Here is a 15,507-nt window from a genome sequence, read left to right on the forward strand (position 1 = left end):
AACTAGTGAAAATCGCTCCACTATTACAAATGATGAATCAAAATGTAAGTTCATTCAGAACAATTCATAATTTAGGTGGTTCGAGGTTTAGTGAGTTTTTAGTTGGTGATCAAGGAATAAAACAACTACCTAATATTGGTCAAAATAAAGCATCTACTGAAGATGTTTCCTTGCAACAAATTACTGATGAATTGAAGGCTATCATAGGTGGGGGTTCACTTGATCATGTAAGCAAAAATACTAGCTTTCACGAAAATGACCATCCCATTGATACTAAATCATCAACTGTGTCACTTCTTGAAAATCAAATAATAAGTAATTTTAATGATGCTGAATCTGTAAAAGAATTGATTGAGCAAGTTATACCTTCACCAACTGCAGTGGGAGTCCTAACATTAGTAAAAGCGATTGAAGAATTACCTAAAGATGAAAAAGTGGATTTTTCACCATTCTTATCTAAGTTAAATGATGTATTAGACCAAGAGTATTCTAGTTATCATAATGCTAATTCCTTTTCATTATTAAGCATGACGCAAGCAATTGATCAGATGAATGAAAATGACAAATCCTTAATCGAAGGAGAAATATTATTAATTAAGTGGACATCAGATGATGATTCAACAAGGTTACAAACCATTGATAAATTAATCGAGATAAATAATAAATTAACCGAAATAAATATCATGCCAATACAAGAACCACAGATAAAAAAAGAAATTATTAATGATATTTTAACTGTGCCCTCTGATGATGAGATTAAGCGTAATTTACGTACTATTTTTGAACAAGTAGATTTAACAACGGTAAAATCGATCGTTAACAAAACTGTAGAAAATCTTTTTACTGCGGAAACTCCATCTAATCAGTTAAAGCAATCAGTTAATTATGATGATAGGTTTGGAGAGATAAGGTTTTTTTCTGAAGAATTGATTGTCAAAGAAGACAAACAACTTGAAAGAGACAAGTGGAATTTATCATCTGAAAGCATTAATCAGGCTTCAAATATAGAATCACAACATGAAAGAGTTATTGATCAAATCGTTCCATTAGATTCAATTAAAACAATTGAGGAAGTATTCCAACTAGTACAATCAAGTCTATATTTGCTCTCTGATCAAGTTGGACTTGATATTAATGATATAGAAAAAGAAATTACTAGTATGATAAATCAATATTCCCTCAGTAAAAGTATAGACCATAATTCAGTTAATCTGGTTAGCCTAGTTAATCCAAATAATGCAGTAAATCCTGAGAATGCAGTTAATCCGGTTAACCCAGAAATTCCAGTAATTATTACCCAAAATGAAATTAAACAAACTGAACATAACACTCCATTAATTAATCAAATACTCACAATTGCTACAACTGCAGATCAAGTAGCAAATAAATTCACAGTTGATATTAACACCGTTTTATCTGAAATTGACAATTTACAAAAATCAAATATCGGTTTAACTAGACCGATTATTCAAGCAAGTATACATTCTAATAGAACACAGGATCATGACAATGTTACAAATGAATTGATTCGACCAATTACGCCGCTAATAAAGGGAGTACAAGCTTTTGTGAACGGTATCGAATTATCAACACAGTTTTCAATTGATATGAATGAATTATACTCAAAAGTTGAAAAAAGTATTCAAACACTATTTTCCGATAATATACAGATAGGAAAAAAAGGAACTATTTTTGAAGAAATTCCTGTTATATACGATAGATTAATAACCAAACTCTCAAAACAGGACTGGAAATTCTTCAGAGAAATCACTGACGGAATGTCAAGTAATATTCAAGAGTTAAATAGTAAAATAAATGTCCAGGCCGAGCGAATGAATCCATCGATAAGTAGAAGTGATACTACAAGACTACAAACGATAGATTTAACCTTTTCACAACTTCAACCCCAAGAAGTAGCAAAGACGATTGAAGTACGAGAAGAAACGTTTACAATTCAATTAGACAAACTTACCGCTAAACCAATTATTTTATCTGGAGAAAACCAAAAGTCTGAAGCCACAACGCGGCAGGAATTTACAAATCAATTAGTGAATGCGTTTAAAACAAGCAAATTTTCACAACTTCCAAACGGAGCAAATCGTTTAGTAATCAAATTAGATCCTGAACACCTGGGATCGCTTACTGTTAGGCTTGTACAAAAAAATGGTGAGATGGTTGCAAGGATCATCACATCAACTGAGTCTGCCAAGGACCTACTTGATCATAGTATTCATCAATTAAAGCAAGCCTTACCATCGATTCAAATAGAGATCGAAAGGTTTGAAGTGATTTCAGAACAAGTTGTAAAAACATATAAGGATCAAAATCAAGAACAAGAAGAAAAACATGAAAAAGATTTCGAGAATTCTAGGCGTGAAGAAGAACCTGAGACTGAACAAAGCTTTATAGAATCATTAAAAGAAGCATTAAATACAACTGTGTAAGGAGGATAAATGATGACTTCAATAGATCCTAGTTTACTAATTTCAAATAAGCCTAGTACAACTAGCACAGGTAATTCGAGTCTTGGGAAGGATGAATTTTTAAAAATATTGATGTCCCAGTTACAAAATCAAGATCCACTTAATCCTATGGAAGATAAAGAATTTATCGCTCAGATGGCTCAATTCTCAACACTTGAACAAACAACAAATATGTCAACTATGTTAGAAAAGTTCATAAAAACCCAAACACAAAGTGACTCTATTTTAAAATATTCTGAAATGATTGGAAAACAAGTTGAATGGAAGGCCACTGAAGAAACTGGTAACGGCATTGTTAAATCGATTAAACAAAGTGATACAGGGATCATATTAGAGCTTGATAATGGTGAAGAAATTAAAAACGATTCTATTACAAAAATTAGTAAGGCTGAGTAACAATTTAACTTACTGCAATTGAACATAACTATTCAGCCACGGGATCAATAATGAATCATTACTAAGGCTTGCATTTTAGAATGTCTAAAGCAACTAAATATAATTATTAAGGGAGAGAATAATTAATGTTACGTTCATTATATTCAGGAATAAGCGGAATGAAGAATTTTCAAACGAAATTAGATGTCATTGGGAACAACATTGCTAACGTTAATACGTATGGTTTTAAGAAATCACGTGTTACATTTGCTGACCTAGTTAACCAACAAATTTCAGGTGCATCTGCAGCAACTCAAACTTCAGCAGGAACAAACCCACAACAAATCGGGCTTGGATCAAAAATTAGTTCAATTGATACAATTCATACTTCTGGTTCTACACAGACAACCTCTAGAACGTTAGACGTAGCTTTAGCTGGAGATGGATTTTTACCTGTCGCGACCTTGACTGATTTAAGTAAAATCAATATTGATCAAGGAAATCAAATTGGTAATAACTTAATAATTGGTGCCATCGATGGTGCTGTTGATATGAATTATACTAGAGCAGGCAATTTATATTTAGATGATCGTGGTTATTTAGTATCAGCTGAAGGAATGTATGTGATTGGTGAAGCAGGAGAGAAAACTGTTCCTTCAACTCCAGCAATTCAAAAATCACAAGATGCTCTTAATGCTATTAATAATTTCAGCACACCGTACAGCAATATGACGACCTCTCTCGAAGATCTTTCTAAGCAAGCAAACGATCTGTTGAATGCTTATCAAGAATATAGTGATGCATATAGTAACTACACTAAAAATGAAACTGGTACAGGTGGCCCTTTATATAATGCTATGGTAAGCGCAAATGGTGCTTTAAATACAATTATTGCTCAATATACTAATGCACAAACTAATTTCAACACAGTTGCTACTGCTTTTAATACCAATGTTGGAAATTTAAATGGTGGAGTCACTACGTTTAATGGAGCACAACCGGTTGGTACAATCGTAAAAGAATTTAATACAACGATTGCTCAATTAACTGGTACATATACAGCACCTGGAGCTAATAATCCAGTGCCAGATGCAACGTTAACCAATTTAAACGACACAATTGCTGATTTAAACAACTACATGATCGACTTAGAAAAAATAGGTCAATCTGTCGTTAACTTTGAGGAAGTTGCATCAAGTTTGCAAGATCCAACTTTCACAAATAAGCTAAGTGGTGAAGCTGGGTTAATCCAAATTCCTTTAAATGCTCAAAGCTTTAGTATTGGGCCAGATGGTACAGTTACATTTGTAAATGAAAATGGAGAATTAAATCTTGCTGGCCAAATCCGTGTGGCTATGTTCACAAATTCAGGTGGTCTAGAAAAAATTGGTGGAAACTTATTTAAACAAACAGCTAACTCAGGTTCAATTGACAAAGATAATAATGGTATTCAACTTGAAGAGTTAACAGTAGCTGGTAAAGATGGAGCAGCATCAATTATTGCTGGTGCACTTGAAATGTCCAACGTTGATCTCTCTGAAGAATTCACAGAAATGATTGTTGCGCAGCGTGGCTTCCAATCTAATACGAAAATCATTACTACTTCAGATGAAATCTTACAAGAATTAATGGGCTTAAAACGTTAATTAAGGGGGAATGAGGCGGATTTAATGTCACATTTCTAAGTCTTCCTCACATATTATGATTCAGTTAACAAGGTTAAATGGAAAACCATTTTCACTAAACGCATTATTTATTGAGGTAATTGAATCATTTCCTGATACAACGATTACTTTAACAAATGGGCATAAATATGTTGTGAAAGAGCCAGAACAAGAGGTTTCTCAGAAAATAACTTCTTTTTATAGAGATATAAATGTTCTGTCGTTAAGAAAAGGCTCGGAGGTCTTGGACGATGAATAAGAAGCTTATAAGTATTATGCTTGTCATTATCGTTTCTATTACATTAATCGGTGTAACAGCACTTGTTGTCGTTATGAAATTTCAAGGTAATGAAGAGCATAAAGAACCTTCAATTGAAGAGGTAGTGGAAGCATCCGTGGATATCCCGGAAATCACCACAAATTTATCCAGTGGTAATATAGTACGTCTGTCATTTAAAATTGAAACTGATTCTAAAAAGGCAAAAGAAGAATTGGAACAAAGAGAGTTTCAAATCCGTGATATTATCATATCGGAACTAGCAAATATGACCGCAGATCAGCTTGAGGGAAAAGAAGGAATGAACAAGCTAAAAGAAACAGTTAAACAAAAAGCAAATGGATTAATGCAAAAGGGCAAGGTCAATAAGGTTTATACCACTTCCTATATCCTTCAGTAGTTTCAAACATATAATCCTAGGAGGTGAAAACTTTGGCAGGAGATATTTTATCACAAAGTGAAATTGACGCCTTACTCTCAGCCATTTCCACTGGTGAGATGGATGCAGATGAATTAAAGAAGGAAGAATCCACCAGAAAAGTTAAAGTATATGATTTTAAAAGAGCATTACGTTTTTCAAAGGATCAAATCAGAAGCTTAACACGTATCCATGATAATTTTGCTAGATTGTTAACGACTTATTTTTCAGCTCAATTAAGAACTTATATTCAAATAACAGTTGGATCAGTCGATCAATTACCCTATGAGGAGTTTATCCGCTCAATCCCTAAAATGACTGTGCTAAATGTTTTTGAAGTTCAGCCACTTGTTGGTCGTATCCTTATGGAAGTTAATCCTAATATAGCATACGCTATGATGGATCGGGTTATGGGGGGGCTTGGCTCAGGAATTAATAAAATTGAAAATTTAACAGAAATTGAAACAAAAATCATTTCAAATATTTTTGAAAAATCATTAGAAAATTATCAAGAAGCATGGGATTCTGTCATTGATATTGAGCCAATGATGTCGGAATTTGAAGTCAATCCTCAATTTTTACAAATGGTATCACCAAATGAAACAGTTGTCGTGATTTCATTAAACATTCAGGTTGGTGAAACAAGTGGAATGATCAATTTATGTATTCCACATGTTGTCCTTGAACCGATCATTCCGAGACTTTCAGCTCATTATTGGATGCAATCAGATAGAAAAGAGCCTAAACCAAATGAAATAGAAGCTCTTAAGAGGCAAATACAATTAGCTGATTTAATAGTGTCTGCAGAGCTAGGGGCTTCTGAAATATCTGTTCAGGATTTTCTCCATTTACAGATTGGTGATGTCATTCAATTAAATAGTTCGATCGACAAACCATTGGTGGTTAAAATAGGTGATAAGCCAAAGTATACGGCACAACCAGGGAAATTGAACAAAAAAATAGCGGTTCAGATTATTGACCACTTATTGAGAGGTGACGAAGATGGTGAGTGACGGTATGTTATCTCAGGATGAAATAGATGCTCTATTAAAGGGAAATAGTTCTGAAGATGATCAAACACCTGTAAAGAACGAAGGGGCAATTATATTAAAAACTGAGGATTATTTTAATGCAATGGAAGAGGATGCGATAGGGGAAATTGGAAATATCTCTTTCGGTAGTTCTGCAACTGCATTATCAACACTACTTCAGCAAAAAGTTGAAATTACAACACCGAGTGTTTCAGTTGTTCAAAAAAGCAAGTTAGGTGACCAATTCGAGCATCCGTATGTAGCAATCGAAGTGAATTATACTGAGGGTTTTTCTGGTAGTAATTTATTAGTGATTAAGCAAAGTGATGCTGCAATCATTGCGGATTTAATGATTGGCGGAGACGGTCTAAATCCTGATGAAATGCTTGGTGAAATTCAGGTAAGTGCAGTTCAGGAAGCGATGAATCAAATGATGGGTTCGGCTGCTACATCAATGTCTACAATTTTTAACAAGAAGGTCGATATATCACCACCGAGAGTAGAACTGCTCGCTGCAAACGATACTGATGAATCTCAGGCAATTCCAGATGAAGATTTATTTGTTCAAGTTTCGTTTAGACTTAAAATTGGAATGTTAATTGACTCTAACATCATGCAATTATTACCATTATATTTTGCTAAGGATTTAATCGAGCAATTAATTAATCCAGTACAAGAGGTTGCAGCTACAGCTGAAGCAGTTAAAGAGGTTCAACAGCCATCACCTGTTATGAATGATATACCTGTACAATATGCTCAAGCTCAGTACAATCAAATGCAAATGCAACAACAAATGCACCATCCAAATCAATACATGGAACAACCTAGTCAGCAAATGTACAATACACCACAACCACAATATACACAATCGACACAACAACCAGCAGTTAATGTAAAACCAGCAGATTTCACTTCTTTTGAACCAATGCAATATCAGCAGCAAGAAATTCAAAATTTAGATATGCTACTCGATATTCCTCTACAAGTTACGGTAGAATTAGGTAGGACAAAGCGTTCAGTGAAAGAAATTTTGGAATTATCATCAGGCTCAATTATTGAACTCGATAAGCTAGCTGGTGAACCTGTTGATATTTTAGTAAACAGTAAAATTGTTGCTAAAGGGGAAGTAGTTGTTATTGATGAAAATTTTGGAGTTCGTGTAACTGATATTATCAGCCAAACTGAACGGCTAAATAAACTAAAATAATATAACGTATTAGGAGCGGAGAACAATATGGCACATAAAATTATGATTGTAGACGATGCAGCATTTATGAGAATGATGATTAAAGACATACTAACGAAAAATGGGTATGAAGTTGTTGCAGAAGCAGCAGATGGAGCTCAAGCTGTTGAAAAATATAAAGAACATCAACCAGACCTAGTTACTATGGATATTACAATGCCTGAGATGGATGGTATTGCAGCTTTAAAAGCTATTAAAGAAATTAATGTTAATGCAAAAGTTATTATGTGTTCTGCAATGGGACAACAAGCGATGGTTATCGATGCGATCCAAGCAGGAGCAAAAGACTTTATTGTTAAACCATTCCAAGCAGACCGTGTTTTAGAGGCTATTGGTAAAACATTAAGCTAAAGGTGGAGTGAAATTGCTTCATAGAATCTATTGGTTATTGATGTTAGTAGCACTTATCATTTTTACTCCGCAAGCGTCGATAAGTGCACTTGCGGAGGAAAAAGTAAATGAAAGTGTGTATGAGAATATAAAAGATGAGAATAACGGGCCTACTGATAACACTTCGATTGAAAAAAATAAAGAAGAGCCGGTTGTTCAGGAGGATGCGCTCTCAGTTTCAGCCTTTGATTTTATTAAAATGTTTCTTGCCCTAGCATTTGTTCTTTTTTTGGTTTACTTCTTGTTAAAATTTGTCACCAAACGCAACCGGATGTTTCAACAAGGTCAGTCAATTGTCAATCTAGGAGGTACAAGCCTAGGGCAAAGTAAATCAATTCAAATGGTCAAGGTTGGAAATCGCTTATTCGTGTTAGGTGTGGGTGAATCGATTTCATTACTTAAAGAAATAGACGATGAACAAGAAAGAAATCAATTAATTGAGGATTTTGAGCGAAAGCAGGAACAGATCGTTGAACCTAAGGATTTAATCCAAAAGGTGACAACTATACTTAATGACAAATTAAAAAGAAATCGGGTAAAAGAGAAGGAAACAACATTTTCAACTTCATTTAAAGACCAGTTAGAAAAGGTAAAGAACGAGCGAACGAAACAGCTTGAGGATGTTAAAAGAAAGGGTTTAAACAAGCATGAATGAATTTATGGAATTTTTTAATAATAGTGATGCAGAAAGTGTCAGTACATCTGTAAAACTATTACTATTATTAACTGTCTTGTCAATTGCCCCGAGTATTTTAATCTTAATGACATGTTTTACACGAATTATTATTGTTCTGTCGTTTGTTCGGACATCTCTGGCAACGCAACAAATGCCACCAAATCAAATTTTGATTGGCATTGCCTTATTCTTAACCTTTTTCATCATGGCACCGACTTTTTCAGAAGTGAATGAACAAGCTTTAACACCTCTTTTTAATGAGGAAATTCAATTAGAAGAAGCATATGAGCGAGCAGCATTACCGTTTAAGGAATTTATGAGTAAGCACACAAGACAAAAAGACCTAGCACTTTTTCTGAATTATGCAGGTATTGAAAGTCCTGAATCGGTCGAAGATATTCCATTAACAGCTCTTGTCCCTGCGTTTGCGATAAGTGAAATTAAAACAGCTTTTCAAATAGGATTTATGATATTCATTCCTTTTTTAGTCATTGATATGGTCGTTGCAAGTATTCTCATGTCCATGGGGATGATGATGTTACCGCCAGTTATGATTTCTCTACCATTTAAGATTTTATTATTTGTGTTAGTAGATGGTTGGTATTTAATTATTAAGTCTTTGTTACAAAGTTTTTAGAATGGGTGAGAACGAATGAGTTCAGAGTTTGTAATTTCTTTAGCAGAAAAAGCGGTGTATACAACTTTAATCATATGTGGGCCTGTATTATTATTAGCACTTGTAATTGGTTTAGTAGTCAGTATATTTCAAGCTACTACTCAAATTCAAGAACAAACACTTGCGTTTATTCCGAAAATTGTTGCAGTGTTATTAGGATTAATTTTTTTTGGTCCGTGGATGCTTTCTACACTTGTTTCCTATGCTCAAGATATATTCGGTAATTTAAATAGGTTTGTGGGGTAAAAATGGTTATAATTCTTGAAAATTATCCAGCATTTCTTCTAGTATTTATGAGGATAACAGCTTTTTTTGTTACTTTACCTCTATTTTCTTATCGAAATATCCCTAATACACATAAAATTGGTTTTTCTTTTTTTTTAGCATATATTATGTTCATTTCCTTAGAACCACCAGCAATTGAGATAGATAGCCAATATTTTATTCTTATTTTAAAGGAAGCACTTTTCGGGCTAATCATTGGCTTTTGTGCTTACTTTATCCTTGCAGCTGTTCAAATTGCAGGAAGTTTTATTGATTTTCAAATGGGCTTTGCTATCGCAAATGTTATTGACCCACAAACTGGTGCACAAAGTCCCCTTATAGGACAATTTCTCTATACATTGTCACTATTGCTTATGATTAGTCTGAATGCTCATCACCTATTATTAGATGGAGTATTTTATAGTTATCAGTTTGTTCCGATCGATCAACTTTTTTTACCATTGGGTGAAGAAAATATTATTGAATTCATTGTTCAAACATTTAATTCCATGTTTATCATTGCGTTTCAAATGTCGATTCCTGTTGTAGGCTCATTGTTTTTAGTTGACATAGCACTTGGTATTGTTGCAAGAACGGTTCCTCAACTAAATATATTTGTTGTAGGATTGCCATTAAAGATTGGAGTAAGCTTTATCATGCTTATTCTTGTAATGGGTGCATTATTTTTGTTAATGCAACAGCTTTTTGAAACGATGACATATACAATGCGAGGACTCATGGAATTGCTTGGAGGAGTAGGCAATGAACCTTCTTAAATTAGATTTACAGTTTTTTTCGGGAGAGAAAACAGAAAAAGCTACGCCTAGAAAAAAACAGGATGCAAGAAAAAAAGGTCAAGTTGCTAAAAGTGCGGATGTAAATACTGCATTATCACTATTAACTGTTTTTTTATCGTTTCTATTCATAGGCGCTTTTATGAGAGACCGAATTTTACTCATGATAAAAGGTGTTTTTCAAGATTACTTACTTTTAGATTTAACAGATGAAAACGTGTATGATTTTTTTTTAACAATGGCTTTTCAAGCTGCAATGATTCTTGCTCCGATTATGGGAATCGCATTAGTAGCAGGTGTACTTGGTAATTACCTTCAAGTTGGTTTTTTATTTTCGACAGAAGCTATTCAAATGAAATTAAATAAATTGGATCCCATTCAAGGCTTCAAACGAATTTATTCAATGCGTGCAATTGTGGAGCTATTAAAGTCACTGTTGAAAATCTCATTTGTTGGATTAGTTACATTTGCTGTTATATGGTTCGATATGGAAAATGTTTTACGGCTATCGCAAATGACTGTGGAACAATCTTTTCAATTTATTGCTTCCTTAACTGTGAAAATGGGTTTATTTGCATCTGCAGCCCTGCTGTTATTGGCGTTAATGGATTATCTTTATCAGCGATATGATTATGAAAAAAACCTTAAAATGTCAAAGCAGGATATAAAGGATGAATATAAAAAATCAGAAGGTGACCCATTAATTAAATCGAAAATTAAGCAAAGGCAACGTGAAATGGCAATGCGAAGAATGATGCAGGATGTACCAACTGCAGATGTTGTCATTACGAATCCAACACATTATGCCATTGCTTTAAAATATGACGAATCAAAAATGGATGCTCCATATGTTGTTGCGATGGGGGTTGATCTTGTCGCGCAAAAAATTAAAGCAATTGCGAAAGAGAATGAAATAATGATGGTTGAAAATAGACCTCTTGCACGAGCACTGTACGATCAAGTTGAAATAGGCCAAGCTGTACCGGAGGAATTCTTCCAAGCTGTCGCAGAAATCATAGCCTATGTTTATCAAGCGAAATCAATGTAAAAAAGTACCGTTAAATTAGTGTAAGTTTATATTGGATAAAATATTTATTATTCATGAAAGCTAAAGATAGAATTGACTGGTTTTAAGGAGAGAAAAAAATGTCTGCAAGAGATTTATCTGTATTACTTAGTGTTATCTTAATCATAGCAATGCTTATCATCCCGTTTCCAGGCTGGTTGTTAAGCTTTTTAATTATCATAAATATATCTCTTGCGTTGTTAGTCATCCTTACGTCAATGAATATGAACGAACCATTACAATTTTCCATCTTCCCTTCATTAATATTACTCTTAACCTTATTTCGTTTAGGGTTAAATGTTTCAACAACTCGCGCTATTTTAGCTGAAGGTGATGCGGGAAAGGTTGTCGAAACATTTGGTACTTTTGTAACTGGTGGAAACATCCTTGTAGGAATGGTTGTTTTTATTATTTTAATTGTCATCCAATTTGTTGTAATAACAAAAGGATCTGAGCGTGTCTCTGAAGTTGCAGCGCGTTTTACCCTTGATGCAATGCCAGGTAAGCAAATGAGTATTGATGCAGACTTAAACGCTGGTATGATCTCCGAGCAACAAGCCAGAGAACGTCGAGAGAAAGTTGCAAATGAAGCAGATTTCTATGGAGCGATGGATGGTGCGAGTAAATTTGTAAAAGGGGATGCTATTGCTGGAATCATCATGGTCTTGATCAACATGCTATTTGGAATTATTATTGGCATGATGCAAAAAGGGATGGCGATTGGTGAAGCAGCATCGCATTACACAATGCTGACAGTTGGAGATGGGATTGTCAGCCAAATACCTGCATTATTAATTTCAACTGCTACTGGAATCGTTGTAACTAGAGCAGCATCAGAAGGTAACTTAGGTAGTGATATTACAGCACAATTGTTTGCATATCCAAAAATGCTTTATGTAGCTTCTGGGACTATACTATTATTAGGTATTTTTACACCAATAGGTCTTTTACTAACCTTACCAATTGCTGGATTACTAGGTTTTGGAGGGTACATGATTTCAAGATCAAAAGAATCACAAGTTCCCGATGAAGAAGAAATTGAACAGGAAATTGAAATGGATGAAATGAAAAGTCCGGAAAGTGTTGTAAATCTGTTAAATATTGATCCGATTGAATTTGAATTTGGTTACGGCTTAATCCCGCTTGCAGATACAAATCAAGGTGGGGACCTTCTCGATCGTGTTGTAATGATAAGAAGGCAGTTGGCAATCGAATTTGGAATTGTTTTACCGGTTGTTAGAATTCGTGATAATATCCAGCTTCAACCAAATGAATACCGTTTGAAAATAAAAGGAAATGAAGTAGCTAAAGGTGAGATTCTACTTGATCATTATTTAGCGATGGCTCCAGGAATTGAGGATGATTCAATCGATGGTATTGATACTGTCGAGCCTTCATTTGGGCTACCTGCTAAATGGATTACAGAAGAAATAAAGGATACAGCTGAAATGTACGGTTATACGGTTGTTGATCCACCTTCAGTCGTTTCAACACATATCACTGAAGTTATTAAACAACATGCACATGAATTGCTCGGAAGACAAGAAACAAAACAATTGGTTGATCATTTAAAAGAAACCTATCCAATATTAGTAGAAGAAGTAACGCCGACACCACTAGGAATAGGCGATATTCAAAAAGTACTTGCAAAGCTTTTAAGAGAAAAGGTTTCTATTAGGAATCTACCAATTATTTTTGAAACAATTGCCGATTTTGGGAAGATGACTTCTGATACAGAGCTATTAGGTGAGTATGTAAGACAGGCTCTTGCAAAACAAATTACTAGTCAATATACAGATCAAGATCAACAATTAAAGGTAGTTACCTTGTCAGGAAAAATTGAGAAAATAATTGCCGATGGTGTACAACAAACAGAACATGGAAATTACTTATCATTAAGTCCTGACGTTTCTCAATCGATTATTGAGGCAATAGCTAAAGAGATAGAAATGCTTTCGCTTCAGCAGCAAACACCAATACTATTATGTTCACCTGCAGTAAGAATGTATGTTAGACAACTCACAGATCGGTATTTTCCTCAGGTGCCTATTTTATCCTATAATGAATTAGAGGCAAATGTCGAAGTACAGAGTGTTGGGGTGGTGAATGTCGAATGAAGGTAAAGAAATTTATTGCACCTTCAATGCAAGAAGCAATGAAAAAAATTCGTTCTGAGATGGGAAATGAGGCTGTTATTTTAAATTCGAAAGTCAGTAATACAGGTGGATTTTTAGGGCTCTTTGCAAAGAAACAGATTGAAGTGATTGCAGCCATAGACCCAGAAGAAACAGACCGAAAAAAAATGGGAGAAACGCGAACTAATACACAAGATAAAAACAACGCTTTTCCTAAATCACAAAATAAAACTGGAATGCACAATGAACACGTTTCTACATCAATTAATGTCGACAATAATCAGGGTGTTTTAAAAGAATTAAAGGAATTAAAAGGCTTACTAAATTCAATCTCTACTAATGAAAGAAGTGACTTTTATCCAGAGCCACTGAAAGTAATCTTAAAACAATTGACAAAACAAGAGATAAATTCATCAATTCGAGGTCAGGTTATGTCAGAGCTTTTAAATTATTGGTATCTTGGTAATGGAAGCTTGACCATTGCACAATTAAGAGAAAAAGAAACAGAAATCTTCCTTAATGAGTTAAAGGAGCTTGAATTTGGTGGGATGTCCTATCAAAAGAAATATATTAATGTAATTGGACCAACTGGTGTTGGGAAAACAACAACTCTCGCAAAGCTTGCTGCACATTGTGTATTACAGAAAAAGAAAAAGGTCGCTTTTATCACGACAGATACATATAGAATAGCAGCTATTGACCAGTTAAAAACTTATGCAAAAATTTTAAACGTTCCAATTGAAGTTTGTTATAGTGTTAATGATTTTAAAGAAGCAAAAACAAAACTTGATAAATATGATTTTATTTTTATCGATACTGCTGGTAGGAATTTCTTGGAATCCCAGTATGTGAAAGATCTTCAAACCATTATTGATTTTAATGATGAGATGGAAACCTTTCTCGTGTTAGCTGCAACGGCTAAACCATCAGACATGATTGCGGTATATGAGCAATTTTCAGTCCTTCCAATTAATAGGCTTATTTTCACAAAGCTCGATGAAACTTCGACCAGAGGATCATTGTTTGAGGTCATGGTAAAAACGAATAAAGGTATTGCCTATACTACACATGGTCAAACTGTCCCCGATGATATCGAAGTAGCAACAAGAGAACGTATAGTCGAACAGATATTGAGGTAGAGTGATATGGAGAATGATCAAGCAAAAAGCTTAAGAGAGCAATTAAAGACATTGAGAATGCAAGCGAAATCAATCGCGGTTATGAGTGGTAAAGGTGGAGTTGGAAAATCTAACTTTTCCTTGAATTTCTCTTTAGCCTTACAAAAAGCTCAAAAAAGAGTTTTATTATTTGATTTAGATATTGGCATGGGGAATATTGATATTCTTGTTGGTGAAAGCTCTAGACTTACAATCGTTGACTTTTTTAATAAAAATGTTTCACTATCTGACATTATATCAACAGGTCCAAATAATCTTGATTATATTTCAGGTGGAACTGGTTTAGGTACAATTTTTAGACTAAGTGAAGAGAAATTTCAACGTTTTATTCAAGAGCTTGAGCGTTTATTTAATGCATATGATTTTGTTATTTTTGATATGGGAGCTGGGATTTCCGAAGACAGTTTAAGGTTCATACTCTGTGTTGATGAAATAATCGTTATTACAACGCCAGAACCAACGTCAATGACTGATGCTTATGCTGCTATAAAGCATATTTGTGTAAATCATGAAACGATGCCATTTTCAATCGTTGTTAATCGTGCATATAATCGTAAAATTGGCGATTCTACCTTTAATAGATTAGCACAAACAATGAAACAGTTTTTAAAACGCGAAGCCACACTGTTAGGTACTATTCCTGATGATTCAACCATCATGAAAGCAGTTATTGATCAAAAACCATTCTTAATGTATCAGCCAAATTGCCATGCAAGTAAAGCTATATTCAAAATTGCTAACGACTTTATATATAGACAGTCATCATCAATTGATGAAAAAGATGCTAAACCTTTTATTGCAAAATTAAAATATTTCTTCATGAAAGGCAGGTAA

16 protein-coding genes are annotated in these 15,507 nt (G+C 34.2%); all 16 read left to right on the forward strand.

Annotated features, from left to right (window positions below; translation table 11 throughout):
• Positions 1-5 precede the first annotated feature (5 nt).
• Positions 6-2,444, forward strand: coding sequence for a flagellar hook-length control protein FliK (locus HUW50_RS19810; RefSeq protein ID WP_185653134.1), 2,439 nt, complete (start codon positions 6-8; stop codon positions 2,442-2,444).
• Between the two features lie 12 nt (positions 2,445-2,456).
• Complete coding sequence (flgD, locus tag HUW50_RS19815; protein WP_396652649.1) at positions 2,457-2,879, forward strand: flagellar hook assembly protein FlgD; 423 nt, start codon at positions 2,457-2,459, stop codon at positions 2,877-2,879.
• Positions 2,880-3,004: 125 nt separating this feature from the next.
• The gene (locus HUW50_RS19820) at positions 3,005-4,504 is read left to right on the forward strand and encodes a flagellar hook-basal body complex protein (protein ID WP_066337743.1); all 1,500 of its coding nucleotides are present in this window, start codon (positions 3,005-3,007) and stop codon (positions 4,502-4,504) included.
• Between the two features lie 55 nt (positions 4,505-4,559).
• The gene (locus HUW50_RS19825) at positions 4,560-4,781 is read left to right on the forward strand and encodes a flagellar FlbD family protein (protein WP_066337739.1); all 222 of its coding nucleotides are present in this window, start codon (positions 4,560-4,562) and stop codon (positions 4,779-4,781) included.
• Positions 4,774-5,199: a flagellar basal body-associated protein FliL gene (fliL, locus tag HUW50_RS19830; RefSeq protein WP_185653135.1), complete on the forward strand. Its 426-nt coding sequence runs from the start codon at positions 4,774-4,776 to the stop codon at positions 5,197-5,199. The genes HUW50_RS19825 and fliL overlap by 8 nt, the downstream gene beginning before the upstream one ends.
• A 32-nt stretch (positions 5,200-5,231) precedes the next feature.
• Positions 5,232-6,230: a flagellar motor switch protein FliM gene (gene fliM, locus HUW50_RS19835; RefSeq protein WP_066337735.1), complete on the forward strand. Its 999-nt coding sequence runs from the start codon at positions 5,232-5,234 to the stop codon at positions 6,228-6,230.
• Positions 6,220-7,455, forward strand: a complete 1,236-nt coding sequence (gene fliY / locus HUW50_RS19840) for a flagellar motor switch phosphatase FliY (RefSeq protein WP_185653136.1) — start codon at positions 6,220-6,222, stop codon at positions 7,453-7,455. The genes fliM and fliY overlap by 11 nt, the downstream gene beginning before the upstream one ends.
• A gap of 27 nt (positions 7,456-7,482) precedes the next feature.
• Positions 7,483-7,845, forward strand: coding sequence for a chemotaxis protein CheY (locus tag HUW50_RS19845; RefSeq protein WP_066337729.1), 363 nt, complete (start codon positions 7,483-7,485; stop codon positions 7,843-7,845).
• A 13-nt stretch (positions 7,846-7,858) separates the two neighbouring features.
• Entirely contained in the window at positions 7,859-8,539 is a 681-nt protein-coding gene (locus HUW50_RS19850) for a flagellar biosynthetic protein FliO (protein WP_185653137.1), read from the forward strand.
• Positions 8,532-9,197 (forward strand): flagellar type III secretion system pore protein FliP, encoded by a 666-nt coding sequence (fliP, locus tag HUW50_RS19855; RefSeq protein ID WP_066337721.1) that lies wholly within the window; start codon positions 8,532-8,534, stop codon positions 9,195-9,197. Before HUW50_RS19850 ends, fliP begins: the two co-directional genes overlap by 8 nt.
• A gap of 15 nt (positions 9,198-9,212) precedes the next feature.
• The gene (gene fliQ / locus HUW50_RS19860) at positions 9,213-9,482 is read left to right on the forward strand and encodes a flagellar biosynthesis protein FliQ (protein ID WP_066337719.1); all 270 of its coding nucleotides are present in this window, start codon (positions 9,213-9,215) and stop codon (positions 9,480-9,482) included.
• A 2-nt stretch (positions 9,483-9,484) separates the two neighbouring features.
• Positions 9,485-10,276 carry a flagellar biosynthetic protein FliR gene (gene fliR, locus HUW50_RS19865; protein WP_066337717.1) on the forward strand — a complete coding sequence of 264 codons (792 nt, stop codon included), beginning with the start codon at positions 9,485-9,487 and terminating at the stop codon, positions 10,274-10,276.
• Positions 10,263-11,342 (forward strand): flagellar biosynthesis protein FlhB, encoded by a 1,080-nt coding sequence (gene flhB / locus HUW50_RS19870; RefSeq protein WP_066337715.1) that lies wholly within the window; start codon positions 10,263-10,265, stop codon positions 11,340-11,342. The genes fliR and flhB overlap by 14 nt, the downstream gene beginning before the upstream one ends.
• 98 nt (positions 11,343-11,440) lie before the next feature.
• Positions 11,441-13,477 (forward strand): flagellar biosynthesis protein FlhA, encoded by a 2,037-nt coding sequence (gene flhA, locus HUW50_RS19875; RefSeq protein ID WP_066337713.1) that lies wholly within the window; start codon positions 11,441-11,443, stop codon positions 13,475-13,477.
• Positions 13,474-14,634, forward strand: a complete 1,161-nt coding sequence (flhF, locus tag HUW50_RS19880) for a flagellar biosynthesis GTPase FlhF (RefSeq protein ID WP_185653138.1) — start codon at positions 13,474-13,476, stop codon at positions 14,632-14,634. The genes flhA and flhF overlap by 4 nt, the downstream gene beginning before the upstream one ends.
• Before the next feature lie 6 nt (positions 14,635-14,640).
• Positions 14,641-15,507, forward strand: a complete 867-nt coding sequence (locus HUW50_RS19885) for a MinD/ParA family protein (protein WP_185653139.1) — start codon at positions 14,641-14,643, stop codon at positions 15,505-15,507.

The sequence above is a fragment of the Metabacillus sp. KUDC1714 genome, assembly GCF_014217835.1.
In the GTDB taxonomy this organism is placed as follows: domain Bacteria; phylum Bacillota; class Bacilli; order Bacillales; family Bacillaceae; genus Metabacillus; species Metabacillus rhizosphaerae.

Excerpts from the sequence above, each read along its gene's own strand:
- flgD (WP_396652649.1), top strand. The coding sequence starts at position 2,457 with ATGACTTCAATAGATCCTAGTTTACTAATTTCAAATAAGCCTAGTACA.
- HUW50_RS19820 (WP_066337743.1), top strand. The coding sequence starts at position 3,005 with ATGTTACGTTCATTATATTCAGGAATAAGCGGAATGAAGAATTTTCAA.
- HUW50_RS19825 (WP_066337739.1), top strand. The coding sequence starts at position 4,560 with ATGATTCAGTTAACAAGGTTAAATGGAAAACCATTTTCACTAAACGCA.
- fliL (WP_185653135.1), top strand. The coding sequence starts at position 4,774 with ATGAATAAGAAGCTTATAAGTATTATGCTTGTCATTATCGTTTCTATT.
- fliY (WP_185653136.1), top strand. The coding sequence starts at position 6,220 with ATGGTGAGTGACGGTATGTTATCTCAGGATGAAATAGATGCTCTATTA.
- HUW50_RS19845 (WP_066337729.1), top strand. The coding sequence starts at position 7,483 with ATGGCACATAAAATTATGATTGTAGACGATGCAGCATTTATGAGAATG.
- fliP (WP_066337721.1), top strand. The coding sequence starts at position 8,532 with ATGAATGAATTTATGGAATTTTTTAATAATAGTGATGCAGAAAGTGTC.
- fliQ (WP_066337719.1), top strand. The coding sequence starts at position 9,213 with ATGAGTTCAGAGTTTGTAATTTCTTTAGCAGAAAAAGCGGTGTATACA.
- fliR (WP_066337717.1), top strand. The coding sequence starts at position 9,485 with ATGGTTATAATTCTTGAAAATTATCCAGCATTTCTTCTAGTATTTATG.
- flhB (WP_066337715.1), top strand. The coding sequence starts at position 10,263 with ATGAACCTTCTTAAATTAGATTTACAGTTTTTTTCGGGAGAGAAAACA.
- flhA (WP_066337713.1), top strand. The coding sequence starts at position 11,441 with ATGTCTGCAAGAGATTTATCTGTATTACTTAGTGTTATCTTAATCATA.
- flhF (WP_185653138.1), top strand. The coding sequence starts at position 13,474 with ATGAAGGTAAAGAAATTTATTGCACCTTCAATGCAAGAAGCAATGAAA.
- HUW50_RS19885 (WP_185653139.1), top strand. The coding sequence starts at position 14,641 with ATGGAGAATGATCAAGCAAAAAGCTTAAGAGAGCAATTAAAGACATTG.